Consider the following 25,700-nt stretch of genomic DNA (forward strand, 5'->3'; position numbering starts at 1 on the left):
CTGCTTACCGCGGTGTATAGCTGCAATGGCTTCGCAGCTGTCATCGTATAGCTGACATATAAAATTTACAATTGCCTACACCGGCACTACAAAGTATAAGTTGGTCGAGTTGTTAAGCAGGTTTATCTATTTGATTAGAGAGTAGCATTTTTGTTTTATACTTTCAGCTTGATGAACACCAATCCAAGCTATATGAAAAAAATTATTGCCGCCTGCGGGCTTGCAGCAATGCTCTCTTTCTCACCGGATGCAACAGCTGCTGGCAAAGGCCCTGAGCTAACCTATACGATCAACCTGAACGACCGTGCCGACGACCACTTCAAGGTAACGCTGGACGTGAAAGGACTGAAAGCTGAAAACAACATTTTCCAGTTTGCAGCCACAGCACCCGGCACTTACCAGACCATGGATATCGGCCGCTTTGTGAAAGCGTTTAAAGCTTACGACAAGAAAGGCCGCGAACTGGAAGTAAAGCAGGTCAGCACAAACCAATGGCAATTAAGTAAGCCAGACAAAGTGCGTAAAATCTCTTACCAGGTTGCCGAAACCTGGGACACCCCTGTAGAAGACAGGAAAGTATACGGAATGTGCGGCACATCGCTGGAGCAGGACCATGCCCTAATTAATGGGCAGGGTGTTTTCGGCTATCTCAAGGGTTTGCAGGCAGCACCTATGCGCATTAAACTGGAGCACCCGCAGGAGTGGCTGGTTGGTACAGCCCTTAAAACTGATGCAAAGGGTTATTACACGGCCAACAGTTACGACCACATCGTGGACTCGCCTATTATGCTGGGCAACCTGACCAAAGCCGCCACCGATTACAACGGCACCACCATCGATATTTATACTTACTCTAAAACAGGTAAGATAAGGTCGGAGGATTTGATGCAGAACATGACCTCTATGCTAGGTGCTGCGCATAAGTTTGTGGTAGATTTCCCGGTAGATCGTTATACTTTCCTGTATCACTTCGAAGACCAGGACTGGGGCGCGTGGGAGCACTCTTTCAGTTCTGGTTATGTGATGAAGGAGCATGACTTAACACCGCAGTACGCCAAACAGCTAACCGATATTGCCGCTCATGAATTCTTCCACATCATCACGCCGCTTAACATACACAGCGAAATTATAGAGCAATTCAACTTTGTGGAGCCAACCCCATCGCAGCACCTTTGGCTGTACGAGGGCACTACGGAGTGGGCTTCGGATATGATGCAGCTGCGTGGTGGCCTGGTAGACCTACCCGCATACCTCCAGGACCTGACGCAAAAGCTTTATGTAGATGACAACCTGGATAAAAACTACAGCATCCTGAAGCTGGCCTTAACGTCTTACACCCCGGAAGGTCAGAAACAGTATGGCAACATTTATAACCGTGGTGCGGTTGCAGCAGCCTTGTTAGACATTCGTTTGTTGGAGCTATCTGGCGGCAAGCGTGGTTTGCGAGAGGTGATTAATGAACTATCAAAAGAGTATGGCCAGAAAAAGGCTTTCCCGGAGAATGAGTTTTTTGATGTTTTCACCGCTAAAACATATCCTGAGATAGGCGACTTTTTTAACCGTTACATCAAAAATGCAGAGCCTTTGCCGCTTACTGAGTATTACGGTAAACTGGGCATCAACTACACTCCTACCGTAAGCACCGGAGAAATGATAAAGTCCTTGGGCTTTAACTTTGGAGCTCCGGACGGTAAAATCCGTGTGGCAAACATCCACGAAAGTATAAAAACAACAGGTTTGCAGGACTTTGACGAGGTAGTGGCAGTAAATGGCACCCCATTAACACTACAAAACGCAAACCAGGTTTTAGGAGGTTTAAGTGCCCTTAAACCAGGAGATGCTTACAAGTTTACAGTTAGCCGTGATGGCCAGCAAAAGGAGCTGGACTTAAAAATGATCGAAAGAGAGAAAATCCTAAAGCACCGCTTTGAGGTAAACGAGCAGGCTACACCAGAGCAAGTTGCCTTAAGAAATAACTGGATGCGTAATTTGTAATCGTGTTCGTCGCTTATTTTATACTCCTGATAAACCCCCAGCCTTTAAAGAGGTTGGGGTTTTATCAGGACTCATAGATCCACTTTTAACAGCAAGGAAAACCTCAATCGGGCACTAAAACTAAGCTGGTGACGCGGAGTGAGTACGATTATCGGGCTTTCTTTTATGTTGTACCAGGTCCAACCATCCCTGCCGCTGCTGCTCGGACTGGAGTTTATACGCTGTAGCATCTGCCATTCACCGGACAGGTCACGACCTGTCACTACGAAGGTGTAAACCCACCACAGCCCCCTCCGAGGAGGGGAATCGGTGCCTGCTGCAAAAGCCGCTCACGAAGAAGTGATGATCCCAGTTTCTCTGTGGGGGTAGGGGCCCTCTTTAAAGAGCTGCCTTGTGAGATCCGGTGCCACGCTAGTGGCAGCGCCCCCAGCGCAGGAGGGAACACAGCAGCGATGCAGAGAAACGAGGCCCCCCGGCCTGAGAGGGCACCAAAACCAAAGGTGAAACGGTACAGCAAGTAAGGCTGAGGGAGAGAGGCAGCTAGTGAGGATAGCTTACTTCTGGCTGCAGAAAGCGGCGGCTATAGAAAGGCACAAGCGAACATTTTCGTCAGGGAAAAGCAGAAGCTAAAACAATCTAAGTAACAACCTCAGCTACAAAGTATAAATAGCCCAAAACAAAAAAGGGAGCTACCAAACCGGCAGCTCCCTTTCAATATCAAAGTATAAATTCTTAAGCTTACTTACCCGCAGAAGTCGTTACAGTAGCAGGGGCTTTCTTCTCCTCCTTATACTTGTTCTCAAACTTCTCATACAGGTACTTCTGCTTGTTGTTCAGGTCAATTTTACGGCCCTGAATAAACGCCAGCGTTACATTGTTAGTGCGCATATCCAGCAGGTCGCCAGACGATACCACGATAGTAGCATCTTTGCCTACCTCCACAGAGCCAGCCTGCTTCTCGATACCCAGAATTTTGGCTGCGTTAAGCGAAACAGAGGCCAATGCCTGCTCTTTATCCAGGCCATAAGCAGCAGCAGTACCAGCTATAAAAGGCAGGTTACGAATACCGTGGATGCTGAGGTCATAGTCTAATGCAAACTGTACACCGGCTTTGTGCAGCAAGTATGGCGTTTTATAAGGCATGTCTACATCTTCTTCAGCGCGAGATGGCAAGGCATGCACACCAGAGTAGATTACGGCAATGTTGTTCGCCTTCAAAAAGTCAGCAACGGCTACGGCATCCTGTCCGCCTACAATCACAACGTCTTTCACGCCATGCTGCTTCGCAAAATTCACCGACTCAATGATTTCCTTGCCATAGTTGGCATGGATATACAGCTTCTTAGACCCATCAAACAAGCCAGCGGTGGCAGCCAGTTTCAGGTTTTCGTTGTCGTGCTTGCCAGACTTGTATACTGCGGCATCTCTGAACAAACTAGTCAGCTCCTTTAGGGCGTTCTCGCGCTGCTCCTTCATGCGGGCAAGGCGGGCATCCTGGGCGCTGTTGCCGGTTTGGATCAGCATGTTCGGCCAGTTCAAGTGTATACCTTCGTCAGCTTTTATAATGGCATCTTCCCAGTTCCAGGCATCCAGTTGCACGATAGAGGATGAACCCGCAATGGTACCACCAACAGGCGTTACCTGCGTCATCAGCACACCGTTTGTACGGATAGTCGGGATGATATCAGAGTCTGTGTTGTAGGCGATAACCGAACGCACATGCGGGTTGATATCACCAACTTCACGCCAATCGATAGTTGCGCGTACGCTTTCTACTTCGTTCAATCCAAGAGTAGAGTTAGGGTGTATCAGACCCGGGTAAATATGTTGCCCCGTTACGTCCACTACATCATAACCACTCAGGTTGGCACCACTCTGCGGGCCGGCATACGTGATCTTGCCATTATCAAAACCTACAGCGGCATTCTCTACCACCTGGCCGTTGCCTACGTGCAGCGTAGCACCTTTCAGCAGCACCGGCTTACTTTGCTTTGGTGCGGCAGCTGGTACTTGTGCAAAAGCCGGCACGCTCAGCATCAGCGCCACAAATGCAGAAATATATCTTTTATGAATCTTCATCTTCAAAACAGTTTAATGATTAATGCGCAAAGTATGACTCTTCCTCGCTGTGCGCTACGTCTTCGCAATGCACTACGCTGGCTCTTCTGGTAACAGGAGCCTGTGTTCTGGCACCGCCTGTTTTAGCATTCAGCATGGCCTGTACCAGGCGCATACGCTCTTTCTCCAGCTCCACGCGCATCTGCTCGTCACGCTCTACATCGTAGTAAGCAATCCCGTCTACAAAAGTTTTCAAAGGCTTTGCATAGATCGATAGCGGGTTATCGTTCCAAAGTACTACGTCGGCATCTTTACCGGTTTTTATACTTCCCATTCTGTCGTCCAGGTGCAGGAGTTTAGCAGGGTTAAGCGTTACCATTTTCAGGGCGTCTTCTTCGCTCATTCCCGTATACTTCACACTCTTAGCTGCTTCCTGGTTCAGGCGGCGTGCCATCTCCGCGTCGTCGGAGTTGATGGCCGTAACTACACCCAACTGGTTCATGATACCAGCATTTTGAGGGATAGCATCTTTCACCTCCATTTTGTATGCCCACCAGTCAGCAAAGGTAGAGCCACCAATGCCACGATCCTTCATCTTGTCCGCTACTTTGTAACCTTCCAGGATGTGCGTAAAGGTGTTGATCTTAAAGCCCATCTCGTCGGCCACTTTCATCAGCATGTTAATCTCAGACTGCACGTAAGAGTGGCAGGTGATAAAGCGCTTCTCATTCAGGATCTCTACTAAAGCATCTAGCTCCAGGTCGCGGCGAGGTGCCGGTGTTTTCGCTTTTTCTCTCTTAGAAAGGCTGTTGTAGCTCTTCCAGCTTTGCTCATACTCTTTGGCTCTCTGGAAGGCATCCACAAACACCTGCTCCACACCCATTCTCGACTGCGGGAAGCGAATGTTAGCGTTATTGCGGTTCGACTGCTTTACGTTCTCACCAAGTGCAAACTTAATGTACCCGTCAGCGTTTTCCACCATCAGCTCATCCGGGCTCTTACCCCAACGCAACTTGATAATAGCCGACTGGCCACCGATTGGGTTTGCAGAACCATGCAGCAGCTGCGAAGTGGTTACCCCACCAGCTAGTTGGCGGTAAATATTAATGTCGTCAGAGTTTACCACGTCGGCCATTCGCACTTCAGCAGTTACCGATTGTGTACCTTCGTTCACGCCGTTCAGGGCAATGTGCGAGTGCTCATCTATGATGCCTGGCGTTACATGTTTGCCTGTACCGTCTACTACTTTAGCACCGTTTTCAGAAAGGTTTTTGCCTACTTTAGCAATCTTGCCATTCTTCAGCAACACATCTGTATTCTCCAGCTTACCTTCTTTCTCGTTCGTCCAGACCGTAGCGTTTTTGATTAGCACCACTTCCTGCTTAGGCAGTTCAGTCTGGCCGTAAGCACGGAACGGATAGATCATGTTGCCCAGTTGCGGAGTTTTGGCAACTTTGGTGCTGTCGCTTTTCGCTTTCTGGCTCATGGCCTCCGAGAAAGTGGCTGTCCATTTAACCGATGTTGCGTCAGGCAACTGGCCTTCGCCCTGCAGGTTTTTCTCCTGTACCCAACCGCTTAAACGGATGCTCTCTTTGTTCTTCTTGTCTTTTGCAAAAGCAAGTGTTACCAGGTTGCCGCTGAAAGTGATCTTACCGGTTACAGTATCCTGGGCAATTACTTTCAATTCAGGCTTTTCTGCTGTACCGGAGATCATCAGTTTACGATCTGGCTGCTGCGCCATTTTTAAAGTATAAACACCTCTGTAATCAGATGGCATTTCAGAAATCTTGTACTGGCTGCCCTGTACCCAATTCTCAAGTATAATATTATCTACTGCAAACAGGTTATCGCTGGTGATAATGAAGTTCGCCAGCATGCCCTTGTTCAGGCTACCTACTTTGCTATCGGCGTTCAATAGTTTTGCCGGAGTAGCTGTAAGCGCTTTCAAAGCCTCTTCTTCGCTCAGGCCATACTGTATGGCTTTGCGCAGGTTTGGCAAAAAGTCTTTCTTATCCTTCAGGTCGGCTGCTGTAAAGGCGATGGTAACACCGGCCTTGTTTAACATTGCTGCGTTGGCAGGAGCCATCTCCCAATGCTTCATGGACTCCAACGGCACACGGCGCGCATCAAATGGATCCTCCAAGTTATAAGCATCCGGAAAGTTTAGCGAAAGTATGATCGGGGCATTCGTAGACTTAATCTCTTTGATCATCTGGTACTCATCGCCACCACCTTTTATGATATACTGCTTGCCAAATTCATCGCCTACTTTATCTGCACGCAACACATCCAGCTTGCCGTTTACTTCAAATATCTGTGGATACTTATTAGCGGCAGTAAAAGCTGTTAGTGAGATGTTCTGCTCTCTGGCAGGGTTTTGCGCATTCCATTGTGCATCCAGGTACGTCTGGCGCAACAGAGCCATAGAACCCATCAGCGAGTTAGGATAGTCTTGTGTAGAAGAACCTTTATCAAACGACAAGGCAGCGGCAGCTTTATCCAGCACTACTACCTCGTTTTCGCGCTTGTTATCGGCAAGGGTTACCAATGTGGCAGTACCACGGGCAATACCGTCGCGGTGCACGGCTAGCACAGAGCCAAAGCCCAGCTTGCGCATTTCCTCGGCCTGCTTTTTATCAACCTTGAAAAGTTCTACGGCATTGGTTTCCGGGCGGATAGCCTGGTTCCAGCTGTAAGCACCTTGCTTTTTAGATTCCATCTGAGGTGGCGATCCCCACCCACCACGCTCACTCTTAACCTCTGGCAAACCATACGTTGAGAACATGTCCACGAGGCCTGGGTAAATGTGCTTGCCCTTGGCATCGATGGTAACAGCACCGGCCGGTACTTTTACGCTTGTGCCAACAGCTTCTACCTTACCATTGCGGATAAGCAGCGTCGCGTTGTTGATGGTGGTTTTATAATCTGTGTGGATGGTGGCGTTAGTGAGCGCTACCAGGCCGGCGCGTTCATCATACACCCCATTGCGCGGAAAGGTCTCCTGCGCCATCACGTAGCCTGAGCCAAAGGCAAGGCAAGCAGCAATGGTTAAGATTTTTTTCATCCGATTGTTTTAGGTGATTTAGTTAGATTAGTTGTAGATACTCAAATATAAAATTTAAAGCGGAAACTCCTCGCTTCTGCAGCTATAAAATATTGTGCTTCAGCAATTAAAGGTAATATCCAACTATAAATAGTGTTTGTACACTTACTTATGGTTTATACTATAGACTTCTCTTTTACCAAAAGGCTTAAAGCCTCTTCCCGTTGAAGTATAAAAAAGCATGTATTTTCTCTAACTATGGCCGCTTAGCATGCAGCAAACCGTGCTGGCAGCGAGATCGATTTTTACTTTTAAATACCTGCCAATGAATTGGGCTCTTACGATGAAAGCTAGCAGCCTATTACTACAAAGCATATTTAAAAATACTAACCACTACACTATAAGCGGCAAAGCATTTAATAGCAACCCTGATTGGTGCTCAAAGTATAAACCTATACTTTTGCATACCTGTAAACCCTAACCCAAACTATGCCCCTTTCCGGATACCAGATTTCTACTCCCATACAAAAGTTTGTATTTGTTATCCTGATGCTGGCGCTGTTGTTTACACCCTTCTTTTCTTCGCCGTTGGCGTTGCTGGCAGGTTTAGTAGTTGGTTTACTTATCGGCAATCCATTTCCTGCTGCATCATCTAAAGGGTCAAAGTATATTCTACAGGCAGCTGTAGTAGGCCTGGGCTTCGGCATTAACCTGTACCAGGTAGCAGAAACCGGCCTGAGTGGGCTGCTCTATACTTTTTCCTCGCTTGCCTTAACCATGCTACTTGGCTTAGGCTTAGGCCGTGCATTTGGCATTGCACCTAAATTAACACACCTGATCTCGGCAGGCACAGCTATTTGCGGAGGAAGCGCCATTGCTGCGGTTGCACCGGCAATTAAAGCATCTTCTAAAGAGATTTCAGTAGCGCTTGGCATTGTGTTTATACTTAATGCGCTGGCACTTTTCATCTTTCCGGAGGTCGGGCATGTACTACAGCTTACGCAACAGCAATTTGGCTTGTGGGCTGCCATTGCCATACACGACACCAGCTCTGTAGTTGGGGCAGCAACCAGCTACGGCGACGAGGCACTACAACTAGCCACTACCCTTAAACTTACCCGTGCCCTCTGGATAGTGCCGCTGGTGCTGGTATCAGGTTTCTTGTTTAAAACGGAAGGCACCAAAGTATCTATCCCAACTTTTATACTGCTGTTTATACTTGCCTCTGTGCTGGTCACTTTTGTGCCAGTAGTTAAAACAGTATCTCCTTTCATACTTCTCGCCGCTAAAAAAGCGTTGCTGCTCTCACTTTTCCTGATTGGAGCAAACCTGAATATGGAAACCATCCGCAGCATTAGTGCCAAGCCGTTTTACCATGGCTTTATACTTTGGGTGCTGGTGGCCTTATCTTCTCTGTTAGTGATATACTTCCTGGGCTAACCTCATTGTATTCATGCTGCAAGTTTAGCTTCAGGGCAACTTGTGGCCGTACTTAGTAGCAGTTTGCAAAGCTTTGCTTTGAAAAAGCAAGGAAACAAAGGTCCCGGCTATACTTTATACTTTGGCAATAGCTGACAAAGTATAAACTTAAATCAAAGTATACTTTTCTGCCCGCACAGAAAGGCAGTTACAAACTGGCCTCATGTACAGCCACAAGTTGCCCTGAAGCTAAACCTGTGGCATGATTCAATAAAGCGTCTTGCTAAACCATTAAATCTCTATTAAGCTTAGCTCTGCCATTCATAGACAAAACCTATCAAACCATAAAAACAATCAATTTGATTGATAAAAGCCGTCCCTCTACTTTTGAGCCATCAAAAAACAAATTCCAATCCAAACCTGACCATGAGCGAAAAAGAGAGAAACACCCGCCTTACCACCGCATCCGGCACCCCATACTACGAGCACGAAGACAGTCAGACAGCTGGTGCACGTGGCCCTATACTGCTGCAGGACTTTATACTTCATGAGAAGCTGGCGCACTTTAACCGTGAGCGTATTCCTGAGCGTGTCGTGCATGCCAAAGGCTCCGGCGCCTATGGCACCTTTACTGTTACCCACGATATCACCAAGTATACAAAAGCAAAAGTGTTCAGCGAAATTGGCAAAGAAACACGCGTATTTCTGCGCTTCTCTACAGTAGGCGGCGAAAAAGGAAGCGCCGACAGCGAACGCGACCCACGTGGTTTTGCCTTGAAGTTTTATACCGAAGACGGTAACTGGGATCTGGTAGGCAACAACACACCGGTGTTCTTTATCAAAGACCCAAAGAAATTCCCTGACTTCATCCACACGCAAAAACGCGACCCATACACCAACACCAAAAGCGCCACCATGGTATGGGACTTCTGGAGCCTTAACCCGGAAAGCCTGCACCAGGTCATGATTTTGATGAGTGACAGAGGCACTCCCTACTCTTACCGCCACATGCACGGGTTCGGAAGCCATACTTTTTCGTTCATTAACGCCAACAACGAGCGCCACTTCGTGAAGTTCCACTTTAAAACGCTGCAGGGCGTAAAGAACTTTACCGACGAGGAAGCTACCCGCATGAGAGGTTTGGATGCAGACCAGGCACAACGCGATCTGGTAGAGGCCATCGATAAAGGAGACTTCCCGCGTTGGGCGCTTAAAGTACAGATCATGACAGAGGAAGAAGCAGCCAATTATAAGTGGAACCCGTTTGATGTGACCAAAGTATGGTCGCAGAAAGATTTCCCGCTGATAGATGTGGGTATACTGGAGCTGAATGAGAACCCGGACAATTACTTTGCACACGTAGAGCAAGCTGCATTTGCTCCTGCGCATGTGGTAGACGGGATCTCTTTCTCGCCAGACAAAATGTTGCAGGGCCGTATATTGGGCTACCCCGATGCGCAGCGCTACAGACTGGGCGCTAACTACGAACAGATACCTGTAAACCGTTGCCCGTTTGCCACTAACAACTACCAGCGCGACGGTGCCATGCGTATCGACGGCAACGGCGGCAAAAGTCCGAACTACTTCCCGAATAGTTTTGATGCTATTTATGCTGACGAAAAGTATAAGCAGCCAGCCGAGAACCTAGGCCAGAATGTAGTTGCAGACTGGTACGACCGCAATGCTGAGGGTGAAAACGACCATTACACACAGCCAGGAGATTTATTTCGGTTGATGACACCAGAGGAAAAGCAGAATACCATCAAAAATATTATAGGCTCTATGAGCGGCATCAGCGGCGAGAAACGAGACCTGATCATTAACCGCCAGCTGTGTCACTTTTTCCGTGCCGATATTGCGCTTGGGGTAGCTATTGCACATGGCTTAGGTATAGATGTGAGCCAGATGACTACGGGCAACATCCACCAGAATTAACATAGTGATCAATTGATTTTTCCTGAAAGCGACGCCGGCACATGCTGGCGTCGCTTTTGTTTTACCTGGCTCCTGCTGCAGCCGGAACTTTAAGCGTTCAAACATTGTCACTTCTATGATACATGAATTCATGTTCATGTATTAGTCTTAATTCAAATTCTATTGCATGAGTACCTTAAAAGTACGGGTTGATCAGAAAAAGTTAGAGAGGGCCGCTTATGTTTTAAAATGCGTTGCACACCCTGTCCGGATAAGCATCATTGATTTACTGGAGCAACGCGAACGTTTAACCGTATCCGAAATACAGCATGTGCTGGCTATAGAGCAGTCCTTGCTGTCGCACCACCTTACAAACATGCGTGATAAGGGTATTGTAGATACACAGCGCGAGGGTAAAAAAGTATATTATTTTTTAACCGACGATACAATCACAAACATCATAGGCTGCATTAACAGCTGTAGGGTATTTTAGCTGGCACAACAGCAGAAAGTCTGTTACGATGCGAAGAAAAATAAACTTTATTTTACCTTTGCTATATAGTATACGTTTAATAACACAGTATCGCTTAATCCCATGAAAATGACTTTATTAACTTTATTGACTGGTTTATTGCTCAGCTGCACAAGCCCGCAGCAGGATGCCCCTAAAGTAAAGCAGCTTACTCCGAATGAATTTAAGGCTCAGAAGCTGGACAATAAAGCAGTATTGCTGGATGTGCGCACCCCACAAGAGTTTGCTGGCGGTTACGTAGATGGCGCTGAAAACGTGGACTACAGAAGTGGCGATTTTGCAAAGCAGATGCAAAATTGGGACAAGGATAAAGTATATTACTTATACTGTGCCTCCGGAAACAGAAGCGGTAAAGCAGCCGAACTGATGCGTGAAGCAGGCTTTAAACATATTTATAACATTGGCAGTTTCAGTACCTTGAAAGAGGCTGGTTTGCCTACCGAGGGCGGCGACACAAACTAAGGCCACCTGTTACCGGCCTGCTACTGGTAAGTCGCATAAATTAACAGCGGCTGTCTACCTAATAATATTAATGCCACATTACTTAATATTTAAATACTATAACTGATTACCTTTGGTCTGAACTTTGAAACGCTTGTTGCCTATGCCTTTTAAAACTATGTTTGAGTCAGATTTCTATACCATAGAAGTTGATGTAGAGGCAAACCTGCTTCGGTCTAAGTGGCACAGGCCGGTAAGCGAAGCCGAAATGAAAGCAGGTGGTATTAAGCTGTACCAGGTTCTGCGCGATACAAGAGTAGAGCGTGCTGTAGCAAATGCACAGGCATTGGGTGTACTTACCCCTCCTGCTAAAGAATGGATGTCGACGGAGTTTTACGAACTGCTGTCACAAACAAGGCTAAAGCGATTGGCGCGGGTTTTACCAGCAAGTGTTTTTCATCAGATAGCCCTGGAATCGGTAATAACACGTGCCGAGGCATTGGGAAAGATAAGATTTAACGTTAAAAGCTTTTCTGACCCCGCTAAGGCAATTGCCTGGGCTAAAGCAATAGAATAGTCTGCTGCTGCTCCCTCCCCTGCTTATTTATTTTACTTAAATTACTTTTCTGCGTTTGCAATATCCCTATATTCTGATGTATCTTTAATCGGAATTGGAGATGAAGAAGTATGCGCGTATTACACACCTCAGACTGGCACCTGGGCCAGCGCCTCGTTAATTTAGAACGTACCGAAGAACACCAGCACTTCCTTAACTGGCTGCAGCAAACCATTGAGCAGGAGCAGGTAGAAGTGCTGCTTATGTCCGGCGACGTATTTGACAACGGAGCACCATCCAACACAGCCTTAAAGCTATACTACGACTTTCTGCGGAAAGTATGCGCCACCTGCTGCCGCCATATCATTATTACAGGAGGCAACCACGACTCCATCTCCACACTAAATGCGCCTAAAGAGTTGTTGGAGTGCTTTAACATTCATGTTATTGGTGGCGCTTCTCCTGATCCATTAGATGAACTGATCGAGCTTCGCAGCGAAGAAGGAGAGTTAAGATTAGCTGTTTGCGCTGTGCCGTTTCTCCGCGACCGCGACGTGCGCCTTTCCGTTCCCGGCGAAACTGCCGATGAACGTGAGCAGCGCATAAAGCAAGGCATCGCCGACCACTACCAGGCCTTTGTACCACACATCCAAAAGTATAAAGCGCAAAGTATACCGGTAGTGGCCATGGGCCATTTATTTGCCGCCGGTGGCTCAGCCTCTGAAAGCGAGAAAGAAATACACGTAGGCAACCTAGGGCAGATCGGGGCAGACCAGTTTCCGAAGGAGTTTGACTATGTGGCGCTTGGCCACCTGCACCGCCCGCAGCTGGTAAACAAAGCACATCACATCCGCTATTCCGGCTCCCCTATTCCGCTTAGCTTTAGCGAAGTAACCGACACCAAAGTAGTTTTTATACTTGATTTTGAAGCTGGCAAACTAGCCGACCTGCGCGAACTGGAAATTCCCTGCTGCCGTAAACTGGTACGCTTTAAAGGGCCGCTGGATAAGGTAAAAAACCAGATCGCCCTCTACGACAACAGCACTTATACCTTACAGGCCTGGGCCGAACTACAGGTAGAACTGGAGGCTCCCCTCCCCGACCTGAACCAACAACTGGAAGAAATACTGAAGCTGAAGGAGAAAGAATTACAGCTGCTCATCCACAGACCACCAATTATTCAGAGGGCAACGCAAACGCTAGAGCAACAGGTACAGGAAGAAGCCGACCTGCACATCCTCAGCGAAAAAGACGTGTTCCTGAAACGCTGCGAAAGCGCCTTCCCCGATTCAGACCATTCTGAGTTGGTTGCAACTTTCTCAGAGTTGCTGGAACTGATGCGAGAAGAGCCGGAGAGTTAAAGCGTTTCAGTACCTCGCAGCGTGCGTAACTCCTGCAAATGCCTGGCTACACACGCGGCCAAATTTTGAATGAGTAAAGCATTTAACTTTCTAACGCACAAACTCTCTGCCTCAACTAGACGCTTGCAGGACCTTCGGATGCTGCGAGGTTTCAGATCAATAGTAAATTTATAAGTACCCAGATACTTGAGTCTAAAGCCTTAAGTCCATAAAAAATGAAAATTCTAGCTGTACGTTTCCAGAACCTGAACTCACTTAAAGGAGAGCACGAAATCCGTTTTGATCAGAGCCCTCTGGCTGAGGCAGGCTTGTTTGCCATTACCGGGCCGACAGGGGCCGGCAAAACAACAATCTTGGATGCCATTACAGTTGGGCTTTACGGCAGAGTACACCGCCACAACGAGGAGAAGCCGCTCGACCTGATGACGCGCCATACAGCGGAAAGCACATCGGAAGTAACTTTTGAGGCCAATGGAAAACAGTACCGCAGCAAATGGCAGATACGCAGAAGCAGAGGCAAGCTTGATGGAAAAATACAGGCCATCCATATGGAGCTCTGCGACCTGGAAGACGAAAAGCCTTTTGACCTGAAACCAAGCCAGGTACCGGAAAAGGTGGCAGAACTTTGCGGCCTGGACTACAGCCAGTTTTTGCGTTCGGTGATGCTCTCGCAGGGAGACTTCGCCCGCTTTCTTAAAGCAAACTCCAACGAACGCAGCAACTTGCTCGAGAAAATAACAGATACCGGCATCTACTCCGAGATATCCAAATTTGCTTTTGAGAAAGCGAAGGCAGAGCGCCAAAAACGTGAGGACCTGGAACGCCTGCTGCAGGATGTGCAGCTACTGCCGGAGGAACAGCTGCAGGCATATCAGCAGCACATACTGGAGCTAACAGCGCAGGAAAAAACAACTCAAACAAAGCTGAATGCTTTACAGGAGAAGGTGCAATGGCTACAGCAGCTAACCCAACTGCAGGAAAAGCAGCACCAGCACCAGGAGGCCCTGCACGTGCAGGAGCAGAAACTCGAAAACCTGAAACCTGATTTCCTGAAACTGCACCACCACGAGCAGGCACACCAGTTTGTAGGCGAGCTTGCCGAAATCAAAAGTATAAACGGCAAGGTGACCGAGGTGCAGGAACAGCTGCAGCAGCTCGAAAAGCACCTGCCCGTACTTGAAGCAGCGCTGGAGGCCGCAGGCAAAATTGCCTTCGAAACGACTAATGCACACCAGCAACAGGAAGAAAAACTACGGCAACTGGAGCCACAGCTGGCGCAGGTAAATAAACTCGACCATCAGCTAAACACTATCCGCGAGACTTACAAAAGAAATAAAAACGCCTACGTTAGCTTTGAGGAAATTTTAAAGCAGGAGCAACAGCAGTTGCAAGCCAAACAACAGGAGCTGGAGCACATAAAGCAGGAGGCTACAAGTATAAAAAGCTGGCTGGAACAAAACGCCCACCTACAGGAGCTAAAAGAGCACTTACCCGAAATAAAAGCTACCTTACGCGATTTACAGGAAGTAGAGCAGCGCATTGCCCGTGTAAAACAAGAGCAGGCACAGCTACTCACGCAGCAACAGCAGGATGCAGCACAGCTAGAAGCGATACAGCAGGTACAAGGCCGGCAAACGCTGCAGCAAAAGCAACTGGAGCTGCAAAAACAGGAAAAACTAACGCAGCTGCAAGCCATACTAACTGATAAAAGTATGGACGACCTGGAGCAAACCGCCCAACAGCAGCCTGCCCGCCTGGCGAAGTATGAGCGTTTGCTGGAGTTAGCGCAGCAGTATACCAGCACCACATCAAAGTATAACCATGCCGCAGAGCAGCTAACGCAACAGGCACAGGAGCAAAACCGTGTGGCACAACAGCTACAGGAAACGCAGGCAAAGTATACGCAGGCACAACAACACCTGGAAGCCCTACAGAAACTAGTGCAACTAAGGCAGCAGATACAGCAGTATGAAGAAGCCCGCCATACCTTGGAGCCTGACCAGCCGTGCCCACTATGCGGATCAAAGCATCACCCTTTTGCCGAAGATGGGTATGCGTTTAACTTGCCCGAAGAAATACAGCAGCGCGATACGCAACTGGCGCTGGTAACAGCCTTGCAGCAAAGTATAAACCAACTGCAACTGCAGCTTGCCGCTGCAGAGCAGCAGCAGAAAGTAGCTACCGTAACCAAATCAGAAACAGAAACAGAGCTTAACCGCTTGCACAGCGTTTATACCTCTATCAAAGAAGAGTTAGCGTTAAGTATAAATATAACAGAAGCAGCCCAGCTAGAGGTACTTGTAAAAGAACAGCAGCACACGCTAAACCACCTGCAGCAACAGCTGGTGCACGCACGCACTATAAGCCGTGAGCTCGAAAGTATAAACCAGGAGTTACAGAAACTGCGCGAAGCGCAAGTACAGTCGCAGGCTAATTATAACCAGCTGCAACAGGCCGGTAAGCTGCTGCAAACCCAGTTGCAAAAGCTCCAGCTTATACTTACAGATGAGCAGGAGCAGCACGTGGCGCATACACAAACCATCGCGTCTTTTGCGGCCAGCTTTAACCAACAGTATAAACCCGAAGAAAAGCAGGTTTTGCTTAAAACGCTGGAGCAAGCGGCATCCACTTACGCCCAAAAGCAGCAACAGCTTGATGGCATGCGCGAAAGCTATATACAGCTAAAGGAACTGGTTAAAAACCTGACCGAAAAAGTACAGGATAAAACTACTGAGCTGCAGCAGCGCCAGCAGGCACTTAAAGAGGAACACGAACAATTAGCTGCCCTAAAAGCCGAACGCCATACTTTATTCGGTGATAAAGACCCGGAACAGGAACGGCAGCAGGCACAGCGTGAGCTAAAAGCCAAAGCAGCCCACGCCGAAGAAGCCCGCAGCAAACAACAACAGAAACAACAGGAGCTACAGGAAAGCAAAAACCGACAAACCGATTGCCTGCACAGGCACAAGCAGAGCACTTCTGTTTTAGATGAGCTACGAAACGGCCTGCTGCGCGTGCTGCAGCAAAAAGGCATTGAGACTATAGAGGCGCTTAGCCAAATGCTGCTCGAACGCGATGAGGCCGACAGACTGGCAAACCTGAAAGCCTCCACAGAAAAAACCTTAACCGGACTGCGCAGAAGTATAAGCGATGTGCAGCAGGAACTGGCCCAATTACAAGTAAAAGAACTTACCCACGAAAGCAAAGAAGCGCTGTTACAACAGCAACAGCAATACACCGAGCAGCTCCGTGAGTTAATAGCACAGCGCGCGCGCCACCAGCAAATACTGGAGCAGGATGCCTTGCAGCGAGATAAGAACAAAGAACTGGCACAACAGCTAAGTATGCAGCAGCAAGTATACTTCCGCTGGTCACAGCTCTCTGATTTGATTGGCTCGGCAGAGGGCAGCAAGTTTAGCCGCTTTGCACAAGGGCTTACGCTGGCAAGGCTCGTGGAGCTGGCTAACCGCCACTTGCAAAAGCTTAACAACCGGTACCGTATTTTAAAAAGCACCTCCGACGATTTGGAATTGCTTATTGTAGACACCTACCAGGCAGAAGCGGTGCGCCCGATGAACACCCTATCCGGCGGCGAAAGCTTTCTGGTAAGTTTGGCGCTGGCGCTGGGCCTCTCCGACCTTGCCGGGCGCCGCACCCAAATAAACTCTCTCTTCATAGATGAGGGATTTGGCACCCTTGATGCTGAAACACTTGATGCAGCCATCTCTACTCTGGAAAACCTGCAGGCAAGTGGCAAAATGATTGGCATTATCTCGCATGTTGAAGCGTTAAAAGAGCGCATCAGCACACAGATTAAAGTACAGCGGCAGCCGGGCGGAGTAAGCAAAGTGGAGGTTGTGTAGGGATATCATTTGACATTCCGGGCCTAACCACCCTAGCCCCTCAGAGCTGCGCTCGCTAGTTTCGAACGCGCGTTCACACTAGTATAAGGATGAGAATTTTATTTACCGATTATAAGTCTATCTCCATAATTAAAGTTAATACTTTTTATCATCTAGAAAGGATCTTGATAGCAGGGAGATTAAGCCAACCTAAATCTGAAAGCTTTAAAAAGTGTAATGGCAGAAAAGTGTAATGGCAGATGTCCCCGCTTTATACTTTAAAGGAGGCTCCTTTACCCCCAAGATGGGTTAAGGATGGTTAAACCCTGTCCCGAGCTTTAATTTAAAAACATCCATGCACATCCAATTCCTTCTTTATCTATAAAATCATACTTACTACCTGCAAAAATCTGGTATTCATCTATTTGCTGCTGCTGTTTAGCTTTTATACTTTATATTAGCTATAGCAAACTAAACTAATACCAATCTATGAATTTACCGGTACGCAGTACTACAAAGCGATGGAGGAAATCGCTGCTGGTGCTTTGTTCGTTGGGCTTGATGCTGGAACCTGCCATGGCCCAAGATGCAACCACAACCGAAAAAGACAAAACTAAAAAAGACAAGAAGGACCTGCCCCTGGAAGGTGCCCGCAAAATTAAAATCAACACCACAGAAGGTTCTTGGTTATCATTGGACGTTAGCCCCGATGGCAAACAACTGGTGTTTGACATGCTGGGCGATTTATACTTGCTGCCAATTGGCGGTGGGAAGGCCGAGCAACTCACATCGGGTATGTCTTTTGATACCCAGGCACGCTTTAGCCCGAACGGTAAATCGATTGCCTTTATCTCTGACAGGGATGGTGCAGACAACCTCTGGACGTTAGACCTGGCTACAAAGAAAACGAAGCAACTCAGCAAAGGTAAAAACGAGAACTACCAATCGGCGGAGTGGACACCGGATGGTGAGTATCTGGTTGCCGCCAAAGGCCGCCGTAATTTAAAGCTGCACCTTTACCACAAAGATGGAGGTACTGGTTCTGAGCTTATCAGCAAGCCAGACAACTTAAAAACAATAGAGCCTGCCTTTGGCAAAGACAGCCGTTACATTTGGTACTCGCAACGCACAGGCGCCTGGAATTATAATGCACAGCTGCCCCAGTACCAACTGGCTACTTACGACCGCGAAACCGGTGAAACAGATACCAGAACATCACGCTACGGATCAGCATTTACACCAACGCTGTCGCCGGATGGCAATTGGCTGGTTTACGGTACACGCCATAACAACCATACAGGCCTGGTGGCACAAAACATCAAAACCGGAGAAGAAAAATGGCTGGCTTACCCTGTACAGCGCGACGAGCAGGAGTCTATTGCGCCGCTTGGGGTACTGCCTGCCATGTCGTTTACCCCTGACAGCAAAAACCTGGTGGCCTCTTACGGTGGCAAAATCTATAGCTTGCCAATAGCAGGTGGCCCTGCCAAAGAAATTCCTTTTCAGGTAGATGCAGAGCTGGAAGTAGGCCCTAAGCTGGATTTTAAATTCCCGATAAAGGATGACAAGATGATGACTGTTACCCAGATAAGGGATGCAGCCATGTCGCCGGACGGAAAGAGGCTTGCTTTTACTGCCCTGGACAGGCTTTATGTAATGGACTACCCAAGCGGCACCCCAAAAAGATTAACTGATGCCAACTATACCGAGGCGCAGCCAGCCTGGTCGCCGGATGGTAAGCAGCTGGCTTATGTTACCTGGGACGAGAAAGCGGGTGGTGCCATCTACAAAACAAACGCTACTGGTAAAGGCAAGCCAACAAAAATTACTGTTGAGACTGCCATTTTCCAGGATCCGGTATGGTCGCCGGATGGAAGCAAGATTGTATTTGTAAAGGGCTCCGCGCAGGCTTACCGTGAGGCAGAAGGACCTGGTGCATTTGCTTCGCGCCAAAACATAAACTGGGTATCAGCCAAAGGCGGCGAAACGAATTACATCACCAAAGCAACTGTTGGTGCCAACCCGCACTTTATAAAAGGCGACGACAGAATATACTTGTATAGCAGTAGCGATGGATTGGTATCTATCCGCTGGGATGGCACAGACAAAAAATCGTTCCTGAAAGTAAAAGGCATCACTACATTTGGCTCTGTGGAGGACATGATTGAGGAAGAAATGAACCACAACATGCACCTGGAGGAGCGCGAGCCACAGCAAAAGCCATCTACTGCCTCAACGGTTATAAAAGCGCCTGTAGGCGATAAAGCACTTGCCTTAATCAACAACGAAATTTATGTAGTGACCATTCCGGTTACAGGTGGTGAAACACCTACAATTTCGGTGGCAGATGTGGCTTCATCATCGTTCCCGAGCTGGAAACTCACAGAAATCGGCGGACAATTTCCAAGCTGGTCCGCTGACGGAAAAACTGTGTACTGGTCTATCGGCAATGGCTTTTTCTCTTACAACCTGGACGCTGCAAAAACTAAAGCAGAAGAGTTGGAGCTGAAAAAAGAAACCGAAAAAGCTTTGGCCGAGGCAAAGAAGGACGAAGCTAAAAAAGATGAAACATCCGAGAAAGCTGATAAAGAAGAAGGTGACGCTAAGAAAGAAGACGAAGGTTATAAGCCAACCGAAACGAAGATTGCCATACAGGTAGCGCGCGACATTCCGCAGGGCACTATCCTGTTGCAAGGCGGCCGCATTATTACCATGAATGGCGACCAGGTAATCGAAAATGGCGATATCCTGATCGAAAATAATCGCATTAAAGCTGTTGGCCCAACGGGCACCTTAAATGCACCTAAAGGCACCAATGTAGTAGATGTGAAGGGCAAAACCATTACGCCTGGTTTTGTGGATACGCACGCGCACATGTGGCCACGTTGGGGCGTACACACCAACCAAGTATGGATTTACGCTGCAAACCTGGCTTACGGCGTAACTACCACCCGCGACCCGCAAACAGCTACTACTGACGTGCTTACTTACGCAGACATGGTGGATGCCGGTAAAATGATCGGCCCAAGAGTATACTCTACCGGCCCAGGCGTTGGCTATTGGTCTTACAAACTGAAAAGCCTGGACCACGCCAAGCAGGTGCTAAGGCAATACTCTGAGTACTACAACACCAAAACCATTAAGATGTACCTGGTAGGTAACCGCCAGCACCGCCAATGGATTATTATGGCAGCAAAAGAGCAGGGGCTGCTACCAACCACAGAAGGCGGCCTCGACTTTAAACTGAACATGACGCAAGCCATAGACGGTTATCCGGGCCACGAGCACTCCTTCCCTATCTATCCGCTTTACAAAGATGTGGTTGATTTTGTGGCTAAGTCAGAGATGGCGTATACCCCAACTTTGCTGGTATCTTATGGTGGCCCTTGGGCTGAAAACTATTACTATGCCACAGAGGATGTAGTAGGAGACAGAAAGCTGAATTACTTTACACCAAAGCCGGAACTGGACGCGAAAGCACGCCGCAGACCAGGCTGGTTTACAAAAGAAGAGCACATTTTTGACCGCCACGCAGAGTTTGTAGATAAGCTGGTAAAAGCTGGTGGCGTGGCAGGTGTAGGTTCGCATGGCCAGTTGCAGGGCTTGGGCTACCATTGGGAAGTATGGTCTATGCAATCTGGTGGCATGAGCAACTTAGATGCACTTAAAACGGCAACCATACTTGGTGCAAAAGGCCTTGGCCTGGATGGCGACATCGGCTCTATTGAAGGCGGTAAATTAGCCGACCTTGTAATTATGGATGCAAACCCGCTGGAGAACATCCGCAACACCAATACTATTAAATATGTAATGCGCAATGGCCGCTTATACGATGCTAACACCCTGGATGAATTAGCACCTACTAAACGCAAAGCACCTGAGTTTAACTGGCATAGTGCCACCCCAATGGGAGTGCCCGGCATACAGGAGTAATAGCTTAAACTATGTAACTAAAAGTCCCTCTGCACCTGTAGAGGGACTTTTTTCTTTTAACTACATTGCGTAAAGTATAGTATCTTTGTTTTAGCGTATACTTTATGCTACACTTTATACTTATACCCCGGCCCTGATATGAAAAAGCTTTTATACTTCCCGCTTCTGCTAAGTATAGCCTTAAGCAGCTTTGGCTGCAGCAACGACAAAAAAGATAGCCAGGAGCAATTTAGAGAGCGCCAGAGAGCCATACAGGAACGCAGTCGTGCGCAGCAAGACGCAACGGAAGTAGCAGAAGATGAGATAGCCGCAGAAGCACCTGCAACCACAGCACCAGGTACAGAAGGCCCTGCTAAACCTGCCACTACTGCTGGTGATAAAGTAGTCGGGGTGAAAGACGGAGATACAATTGTGCTGCTGAGAAACGGCGAAGAGGTAACAGTAAGATTATATGGTGTAGATACCCCTGAAAAGAACCAGGCCTATGGGCAGCGGGCAAAACAGTATACATCAGACCTCGTTTTCGGAAAACAGGTCCGCCTGATCGTGAACAACAAGGACCGCTATGGCCGCACGGTGGGCACCGTTATACTTCCGGATGGGAAAAGCCTTAATGAGGAGTTGGTTAAGAATGGATTTGCCTGGCACTATAAAGCATACTCTAAAGATGCAAGCCTTGCTAACGCCGAAGCGGATGCACGCCGTTTTAAGCGTGGGCTGTGGGCAGATGCCAATCCTGTTGCCCCCTGGGATTTCCGCAAAAACAAGTCCGGAAACACCTCTGTTGCCGCATCTACAGCTAACGCACCTATACCCGCAGGGGCCACTAAACGCCAGGTATACTTGTGCAACAGCACCGGCTCGGCTGTATACCATTATGATAAAAACTGCTCAGTATTAAAACGCTGTAAAGTAGAAACCCTTACCGTTACAGAGGCTGTAGCCATACGCGAACATGGCAGGCGCGCTGATAAAACATGTAGCAACTAACGATACTTTTTATACCTTTAAGTTTAGATCAAACATTATTAAAATGAATTTCACCCTATCAAAGTTGCTTAAAAACACCCTGAAGCAACTCGCATTTATACTTATACTTGGCACAGCCACCACAGCCTGCCAGGAGAATACCGCGCAGCAAGAAGAGCAAACTGAAACTGCTGCCACAACCAAGCGCCCTGCTCCTGAGTTTTTTGTGATACCAGAAGAGCTGGTGAAGAAACGCGTCTGGATCTGCGATAACAATACGGCCGATCTTTTTCACGTGAAGCACGACTGCCCCATACTTATAGCATGCAAAGGGAAAGGCACTTTCCGGAATATGACATTACCCAGAGCCATTGAAGATTACGGACGTTACAACTGCCAGGAATGCGCTAAAGACCTGGACCACATCTTTGATGAGGATATGCCACGAAACATAGGCGAGTAACAGCAAACAAAATACTACAGCAATACAATTTGTGGCTGATACGATAGAAGTATACCACAAAAAAGAGGCTCTTCTTGGTAGAAGAGCCTCTTTTTTTAATGTTAATTTATTTATGCCCTTGCAGCACCAGCAACGGCACCTCTGCCTGGTAAGTCATTTTTTCGGCCAGGCTTTGGGAGAATAGGTTTTGCAGGAAGCCTTTTTCTTTTCGGAGCACGGCAAGTATACTTCCATTCTCGCGCTTAAAATAATCTTTAAGTCCTTCGTCGGCGCGTTTGCTTACTATCTCCTGGAAATGGAGTGGCACGCCTGTATACTTTTGTTGCAACTCCAGCCAGAAAGACTCTGCCTTAGCAGCTGCCTCTGGGCTTGCCTCTTTTACAACGTGCACTACGTCTATATCTGCTCCAAAAACACTACCCAACTCCACTACTTTCTCCAGCGCTTCTTTATCGCCGGGTGCATAATCGGTAGCATAGATAATTTTGTTTACACCTTGCCATTCTGCTGTGCCAGGCACAGATAACACCGGGCAGTTAACCTCTTCTATCACAGCTTCTGTGTTGCTTCCGATCAGGAGTTCTTCCATGGTGCTGTCGCAGCCTGTGGTGCCCATCACAATCAGATCGTAGCCTTCGTGCTTTGTCAGGTGTTCGGTTACATCTGTCAACAAGGCTTCTTTCAGCACAAAATCACACGTAAAATTGCTCTCACGGTTGGCTCCGTAAGTTTCTTCTAGCTGGCTGCACAGTTGCTTTAGTTTATCGCTTGCGTCGCGCATTTGCTCGCCCAACAGCTCGCTGGCTACCAGGGCTGTTTCAGATGTATCTACAATGGGCAAGTGCACCACGTGTATAAGTGTAAGGTGCGCGCCGGCCTGCTGTGCTATTTCTGAGGCAAATTTAACGGCTTTTGTTGCCGTACCCGAGAAGTCTGTGGGGCAAAGTATTTTTTTCATGTCTGTGCGGTGGATGCAATATTATAGTTTTTCGATGTATACGTAACTGCAAAAATATAGTGTAACTACAGACCTAAAACTGATGTACATCACCTGCCACCATCGTATTAATCACCGCTAAAACGGTATAAAAACCGCATACTGCCCAAATTCAGATCTGTCTATTTAATTCTTTCACCTCCTGCCACGTCCAGTTATACTTTGGCTGCACGGTTTGATAGGCTTGGGCAAAGTATAAAATCACCTCCTGCTTTAACTGCTCTACAGGAATCGTAGAAGTATAAATTTCTCGCTCAGTCGGGTTGGCGTAAGTGTCTGCCCGTTTTAGGTCTTCTCCGCCAAGCCGTAGAATAGGGCCGGTTTCAGTAACGGCATCATAGGTCCAGCTGTATCCTGATTGCTCCAACTCGTTGAGCCTTGCAGCAAGCGGTGCCATACTTATACGGGGCAGCGTAGCCCTTGAGGCAATATCCACCCACGTAGTATACTTATACTCTAGTTCGTAGCGGTTTTGTTCGTAGCAGGTTAACACAATATCGAAGCCCTTGGTGCGGCTAAACAGCGCATAATAATGCATCGGGTGTGCTGTCTCAATAATGATCAGCCCTACTTCGGGCTTTCGGGTTAGTTTGGTGGAGGGCTTATACATGTCGCGGTAACCTAGCAGCACACTTGCCACTTCATCTTCCCAGGAGCCCTTTTCCCAGTCCGGGTCTTGCAGTACACGGCCAAACTCCCTTAGAAAGTAAGTAAACTTTTTAGTGCATTGCAGCACCTCCTTCTCCTCCATCTCATCAGCCTCGAAAGGCTTGTAAAACAGCTCCCGCTCTTTAGCATTAATCCAGCAAACCAGCTTTAGCGCCTCACCTGCCAGCGGGTGGTTCAGGTCCAGTTCTCTGAAGTCTCCGATCAAGGCCATTTGCCGCAGCAGTTCCTCGTTTTGCAAGGCTTTCTCTGGGTTTAGCAAGGCCCAAACGCCCACAAACCCATCTATATCAAAATGGTTGGCAGACACATAGGGCAAATCCAGATCCGGCAGGTTTTTCCGCATGGCATTAAGTACAATGGCTGCACTTGTATCATCTTTTATACTTTCGGGAGTGGGAGCACCTTTCCAATGCGATAGCATAAAGCCGTTTGGGTGTGTGCTGTCAACTACAATAGCTCTGTGCTTTTTGAGATCTGTGAAGGGGAGAAATGTTCGCTTTTGCATGGCTAAAGGTAAGTATAAAACTGATGGCAGTAAACCCGCAACTACTCAGAAATAAGATTGAGGGACAGGCAAGCTACTTTTTACGCCTGTTTTTGCCTCTGCGGTTCGAGATGCGCTCCACACGCTTATTTTTTACCCACTTCAGGTACTTCTGCAGCGCTTCTGCCTTTTGCAGCGCCTCTATAGAGTTGTATTCCTGGGCCAGTTCCTGGTTACTCAGGCTCAGGTGGATGGTACTATGGCAGGGCTGGCAAAGCTCAGCGGTAGCACCATAGCGGCCTCCCTCCTCGCGTGGCACCAGGTGGTGCCGCGAAAGGCTTTGCACCTCACGACTGCACAACTCACACACAAGATCTGTTTGCTTTTTACCCATCTTTCTTAATACAAACAGATGAGCCTTTTGGTTAATAAAATTGAGCTGCAGCCTAACGTTATACTTATGCATTGAAGTAAAGTCGAAGCGTAAGATCCTTAGCCACCTGAACCGTAATCACACAGCACTACAAACAAAAAGCGAGAACCAATGGTATAGTTCTCGCTTTTTGAAGTATCGTTGTTTTAGCTTAATACGATATGTTGTTCTTTATCTCGTGTGAGTAGTAATTATTGCCACTATACAGCGTTTGCAAAGCCTCGCGCAACTCATCCGGTTCAGCGCTTTTAAGCAAGTAACCATGCACTCCCTCTTCCAGCAACTTCTCAACTAAAGACTCTTCGCCGTACATCGAAACAATCAATATCTTTACTTCCGGGAATTTACTGATCAGGTAACGGGATGTGGCAATGCCATCCATTTCAGGCATCTCTAAATCGAGCATAACAATATCGGGCAACTTATTTTCGATTTTTTCGATAAGCTCTGCCCCGTTGCATGCATCAGCAATCAGATGTATTTCGTCGTAAGCCTTTAAAATCTCCATTACACCCTTTCTAAAAAGGGTATGATCATCGGCGATTGCAAGAGTAAATGGCTGATATTTCATTATATAGCCTGTAAGTTTGT

General features: G+C 47.8%; 17 protein-coding genes. 11 read left to right on the plus strand and 6 right to left on the minus strand.

Annotation, left to right across the window (positions count from 1 at the left end; translation table 11 throughout):
• Nucleotides 1-192 precede the first annotated feature (192 nt).
• Nucleotides 193-1,995: a PDZ domain-containing protein gene (locus tag Q1A23_RS12920; protein ID WP_299823967.1), complete on the plus strand. Its 1,803-nt coding sequence runs from the start codon at nucleotides 193-195 to the stop codon at nucleotides 1,993-1,995.
• Nucleotides 1,996-2,733: 738 nt separating this feature from the next.
• Here Q1A23_RS12920 and Q1A23_RS12925 read toward each other — a convergent pair.
• Both Q1A23_RS12925 and Q1A23_RS12930 read right to left on the minus strand, forming a co-directional pair.
• Nucleotides 2,734-4,074: an amidohydrolase family protein gene (locus Q1A23_RS12925; RefSeq protein WP_299823969.1), complete on the minus strand. Its 1,341-nt coding sequence runs from the start codon at nucleotides 4,072-4,074 to the stop codon at nucleotides 2,734-2,736.
• Nucleotides 4,075-4,093: 19 nt separating this feature from the next.
• Nucleotides 4,094-7,117 carry an amidohydrolase family protein gene (locus Q1A23_RS12930; protein WP_299823971.1) on the minus strand — a complete coding sequence of 1,008 codons (3,024 nt, stop codon included), beginning with the start codon at nucleotides 7,115-7,117 and terminating at the stop codon, nucleotides 4,094-4,096.
• Between the two features lie 468 nt (nucleotides 7,118-7,585).
• Here Q1A23_RS12930 and Q1A23_RS12935 point away from each other — a divergent pair, with 468 nt between their 5' ends.
• From Q1A23_RS12935 to Q1A23_RS12980, 10 genes are all read left to right on the plus strand, one after another.
• Nucleotides 7,586-8,536: a putative sulfate exporter family transporter gene (locus Q1A23_RS12935; RefSeq protein ID WP_299823973.1), complete on the plus strand. Its 951-nt coding sequence runs from the start codon at nucleotides 7,586-7,588 to the stop codon at nucleotides 8,534-8,536.
• Between the two features lie 405 nt (nucleotides 8,537-8,941).
• A complete protein-coding gene (locus tag Q1A23_RS12940; RefSeq protein WP_299823974.1) occupies nucleotides 8,942-10,450 on the plus strand; it encodes a catalase in 1,509 nt (502 codons plus the stop codon).
• Nucleotides 10,451-10,616: 166 nt separating this feature from the next.
• Nucleotides 10,617-10,922, plus strand: coding sequence for a metalloregulator ArsR/SmtB family transcription factor (locus Q1A23_RS12945; protein WP_299823976.1), 306 nt, complete (start codon nucleotides 10,617-10,619; stop codon nucleotides 10,920-10,922).
• 108 nt (nucleotides 10,923-11,030) lie between these two features.
• Nucleotides 11,031-11,423, plus strand: coding sequence for a rhodanese-like domain-containing protein (locus tag Q1A23_RS12950; protein ID WP_299823978.1), 393 nt, complete (start codon nucleotides 11,031-11,033; stop codon nucleotides 11,421-11,423).
• A 157-nt stretch (nucleotides 11,424-11,580) separates the two neighbouring features.
• Nucleotides 11,581-11,979, plus strand: a complete 399-nt coding sequence (locus Q1A23_RS12955) for a hypothetical protein (protein WP_299823980.1) — start codon at nucleotides 11,581-11,583, stop codon at nucleotides 11,977-11,979.
• Between the two features lie 110 nt (nucleotides 11,980-12,089).
• A complete protein-coding gene (locus Q1A23_RS12960) occupies nucleotides 12,090-13,319 on the plus strand; it encodes an exonuclease SbcCD subunit D C-terminal domain-containing protein (RefSeq protein ID WP_299823981.1) in 1,230 nt (409 codons plus the stop codon).
• Between the two features lie 215 nt (nucleotides 13,320-13,534).
• Nucleotides 13,535-17,182 (plus strand): AAA family ATPase, encoded by a 3,648-nt coding sequence (locus tag Q1A23_RS12965; protein WP_299823983.1) that lies wholly within the window; start codon nucleotides 13,535-13,537, stop codon nucleotides 17,180-17,182.
• A 468-nt stretch (nucleotides 17,183-17,650) separates the two neighbouring features.
• The gene (locus tag Q1A23_RS12970; protein ID WP_299823985.1) at nucleotides 17,651-21,094 is read left to right on the plus strand and encodes an amidohydrolase family protein; all 3,444 of its coding nucleotides are present in this window, start codon (nucleotides 17,651-17,653) and stop codon (nucleotides 21,092-21,094) included.
• Between the two features lie 138 nt (nucleotides 21,095-21,232).
• On the plus strand, nucleotides 21,233-22,084 hold the full coding sequence (locus tag Q1A23_RS12975) for a thermonuclease family protein (RefSeq protein ID WP_299823987.1): 852 nt from the start codon (nucleotides 21,233-21,235) through the stop codon (nucleotides 22,082-22,084).
• 43 nt (nucleotides 22,085-22,127) lie between these two features.
• Nucleotides 22,128-22,526, plus strand: a complete 399-nt coding sequence (locus tag Q1A23_RS12980; RefSeq protein WP_299823989.1) for a hypothetical protein — start codon at nucleotides 22,128-22,130, stop codon at nucleotides 22,524-22,526.
• A 106-nt stretch (nucleotides 22,527-22,632) separates the two neighbouring features.
• On the opposite strand, the gene Q1A23_RS12985 is transcribed toward Q1A23_RS12980, so the two are convergent.
• From Q1A23_RS12985 to Q1A23_RS13000, 4 genes are all read right to left on the minus strand, one after another.
• Complete coding sequence (locus Q1A23_RS12985; protein ID WP_299823991.1) at nucleotides 22,633-23,484, minus strand: universal stress protein; 852 nt, start codon at nucleotides 23,482-23,484, stop codon at nucleotides 22,633-22,635.
• Nucleotides 23,485-23,635: 151 nt separating this feature from the next.
• Complete coding sequence (locus Q1A23_RS12990) at nucleotides 23,636-24,697, minus strand: DUF6687 family protein (RefSeq protein ID WP_299823993.1); 1,062 nt, start codon at nucleotides 24,695-24,697, stop codon at nucleotides 23,636-23,638.
• Between the two features lie 73 nt (nucleotides 24,698-24,770).
• Nucleotides 24,771-25,070, minus strand: coding sequence for an HNH endonuclease (locus Q1A23_RS12995; protein WP_299823994.1), 300 nt, complete (start codon nucleotides 25,068-25,070; stop codon nucleotides 24,771-24,773).
• Nucleotides 25,071-25,260: 190 nt separating this feature from the next.
• The gene (locus Q1A23_RS13000; protein ID WP_299823996.1) at nucleotides 25,261-25,680 is read right to left on the minus strand and encodes a response regulator transcription factor; all 420 of its coding nucleotides are present in this window, start codon (nucleotides 25,678-25,680) and stop codon (nucleotides 25,261-25,263) included.
• Nucleotides 25,681-25,700: the final 20 nt, after the last annotated feature.

This window comes from uncultured Pontibacter sp., assembly GCF_947492645.1.
Classification (GTDB): Bacteria; Bacteroidota; Bacteroidia; order Cytophagales; family Hymenobacteraceae; genus Pontibacter.

Bases quoted from the DNA above. Each gene is read 5' to 3' on its own strand.
- Q1A23_RS12920 (WP_299823967.1), top strand. From the start codon at position 193: ATGAAAAAAATTATTGCCGCCTGCGGGCTTGCAGCAATGCTCTCTTTC.
- Q1A23_RS12925 (WP_299823969.1), bottom strand. From the start codon at position 4,074: ATGAAGATTCATAAAAGATATATTTCTGCATTTGTGGCGCTGATGCTG.
- Q1A23_RS12930 (WP_299823971.1), bottom strand. From the start codon at position 7,117: ATGAAAAAAATCTTAACCATTGCTGCTTGCCTTGCCTTTGGCTCAGGC.
- Q1A23_RS12935 (WP_299823973.1), top strand. From the start codon at position 7,586: ATGCCCCTTTCCGGATACCAGATTTCTACTCCCATACAAAAGTTTGTA.
- Q1A23_RS12940 (WP_299823974.1), top strand. From the start codon at position 8,942: ATGAGCGAAAAAGAGAGAAACACCCGCCTTACCACCGCATCCGGCACC.
- Q1A23_RS12945 (WP_299823976.1), top strand. From the start codon at position 10,617: ATGAGTACCTTAAAAGTACGGGTTGATCAGAAAAAGTTAGAGAGGGCC.
- Q1A23_RS12950 (WP_299823978.1), top strand. From the start codon at position 11,031: ATGACTTTATTAACTTTATTGACTGGTTTATTGCTCAGCTGCACAAGC.
- Q1A23_RS12955 (WP_299823980.1), top strand. From the start codon at position 11,581: ATGTTTGAGTCAGATTTCTATACCATAGAAGTTGATGTAGAGGCAAAC.
- Q1A23_RS12960 (WP_299823981.1), top strand. From the start codon at position 12,090: ATGCGCGTATTACACACCTCAGACTGGCACCTGGGCCAGCGCCTCGTT.
- Q1A23_RS12965 (WP_299823983.1), top strand. From the start codon at position 13,535: ATGAAAATTCTAGCTGTACGTTTCCAGAACCTGAACTCACTTAAAGGA.
- Q1A23_RS12970 (WP_299823985.1), top strand. From the start codon at position 17,651: ATGAATTTACCGGTACGCAGTACTACAAAGCGATGGAGGAAATCGCTG.
- Q1A23_RS12975 (WP_299823987.1), top strand. From the start codon at position 21,233: ATGAAAAAGCTTTTATACTTCCCGCTTCTGCTAAGTATAGCCTTAAGC.
- Q1A23_RS12980 (WP_299823989.1), top strand. From the start codon at position 22,128: ATGAATTTCACCCTATCAAAGTTGCTTAAAAACACCCTGAAGCAACTC.
- Q1A23_RS12985 (WP_299823991.1), bottom strand. From the start codon at position 23,484: ATGAAAAAAATACTTTGCCCCACAGACTTCTCGGGTACGGCAACAAAA.
- Q1A23_RS12990 (WP_299823993.1), bottom strand. From the start codon at position 24,697: ATGCAAAAGCGAACATTTCTCCCCTTCACAGATCTCAAAAAGCACAGA.
- Q1A23_RS12995 (WP_299823994.1), bottom strand. From the start codon at position 25,070: ATGGGTAAAAAGCAAACAGATCTTGTGTGTGAGTTGTGCAGTCGTGAG.
- Q1A23_RS13000 (WP_299823996.1), bottom strand. From the start codon at position 25,680: ATGAAATATCAGCCATTTACTCTTGCAATCGCCGATGATCATACCCTT.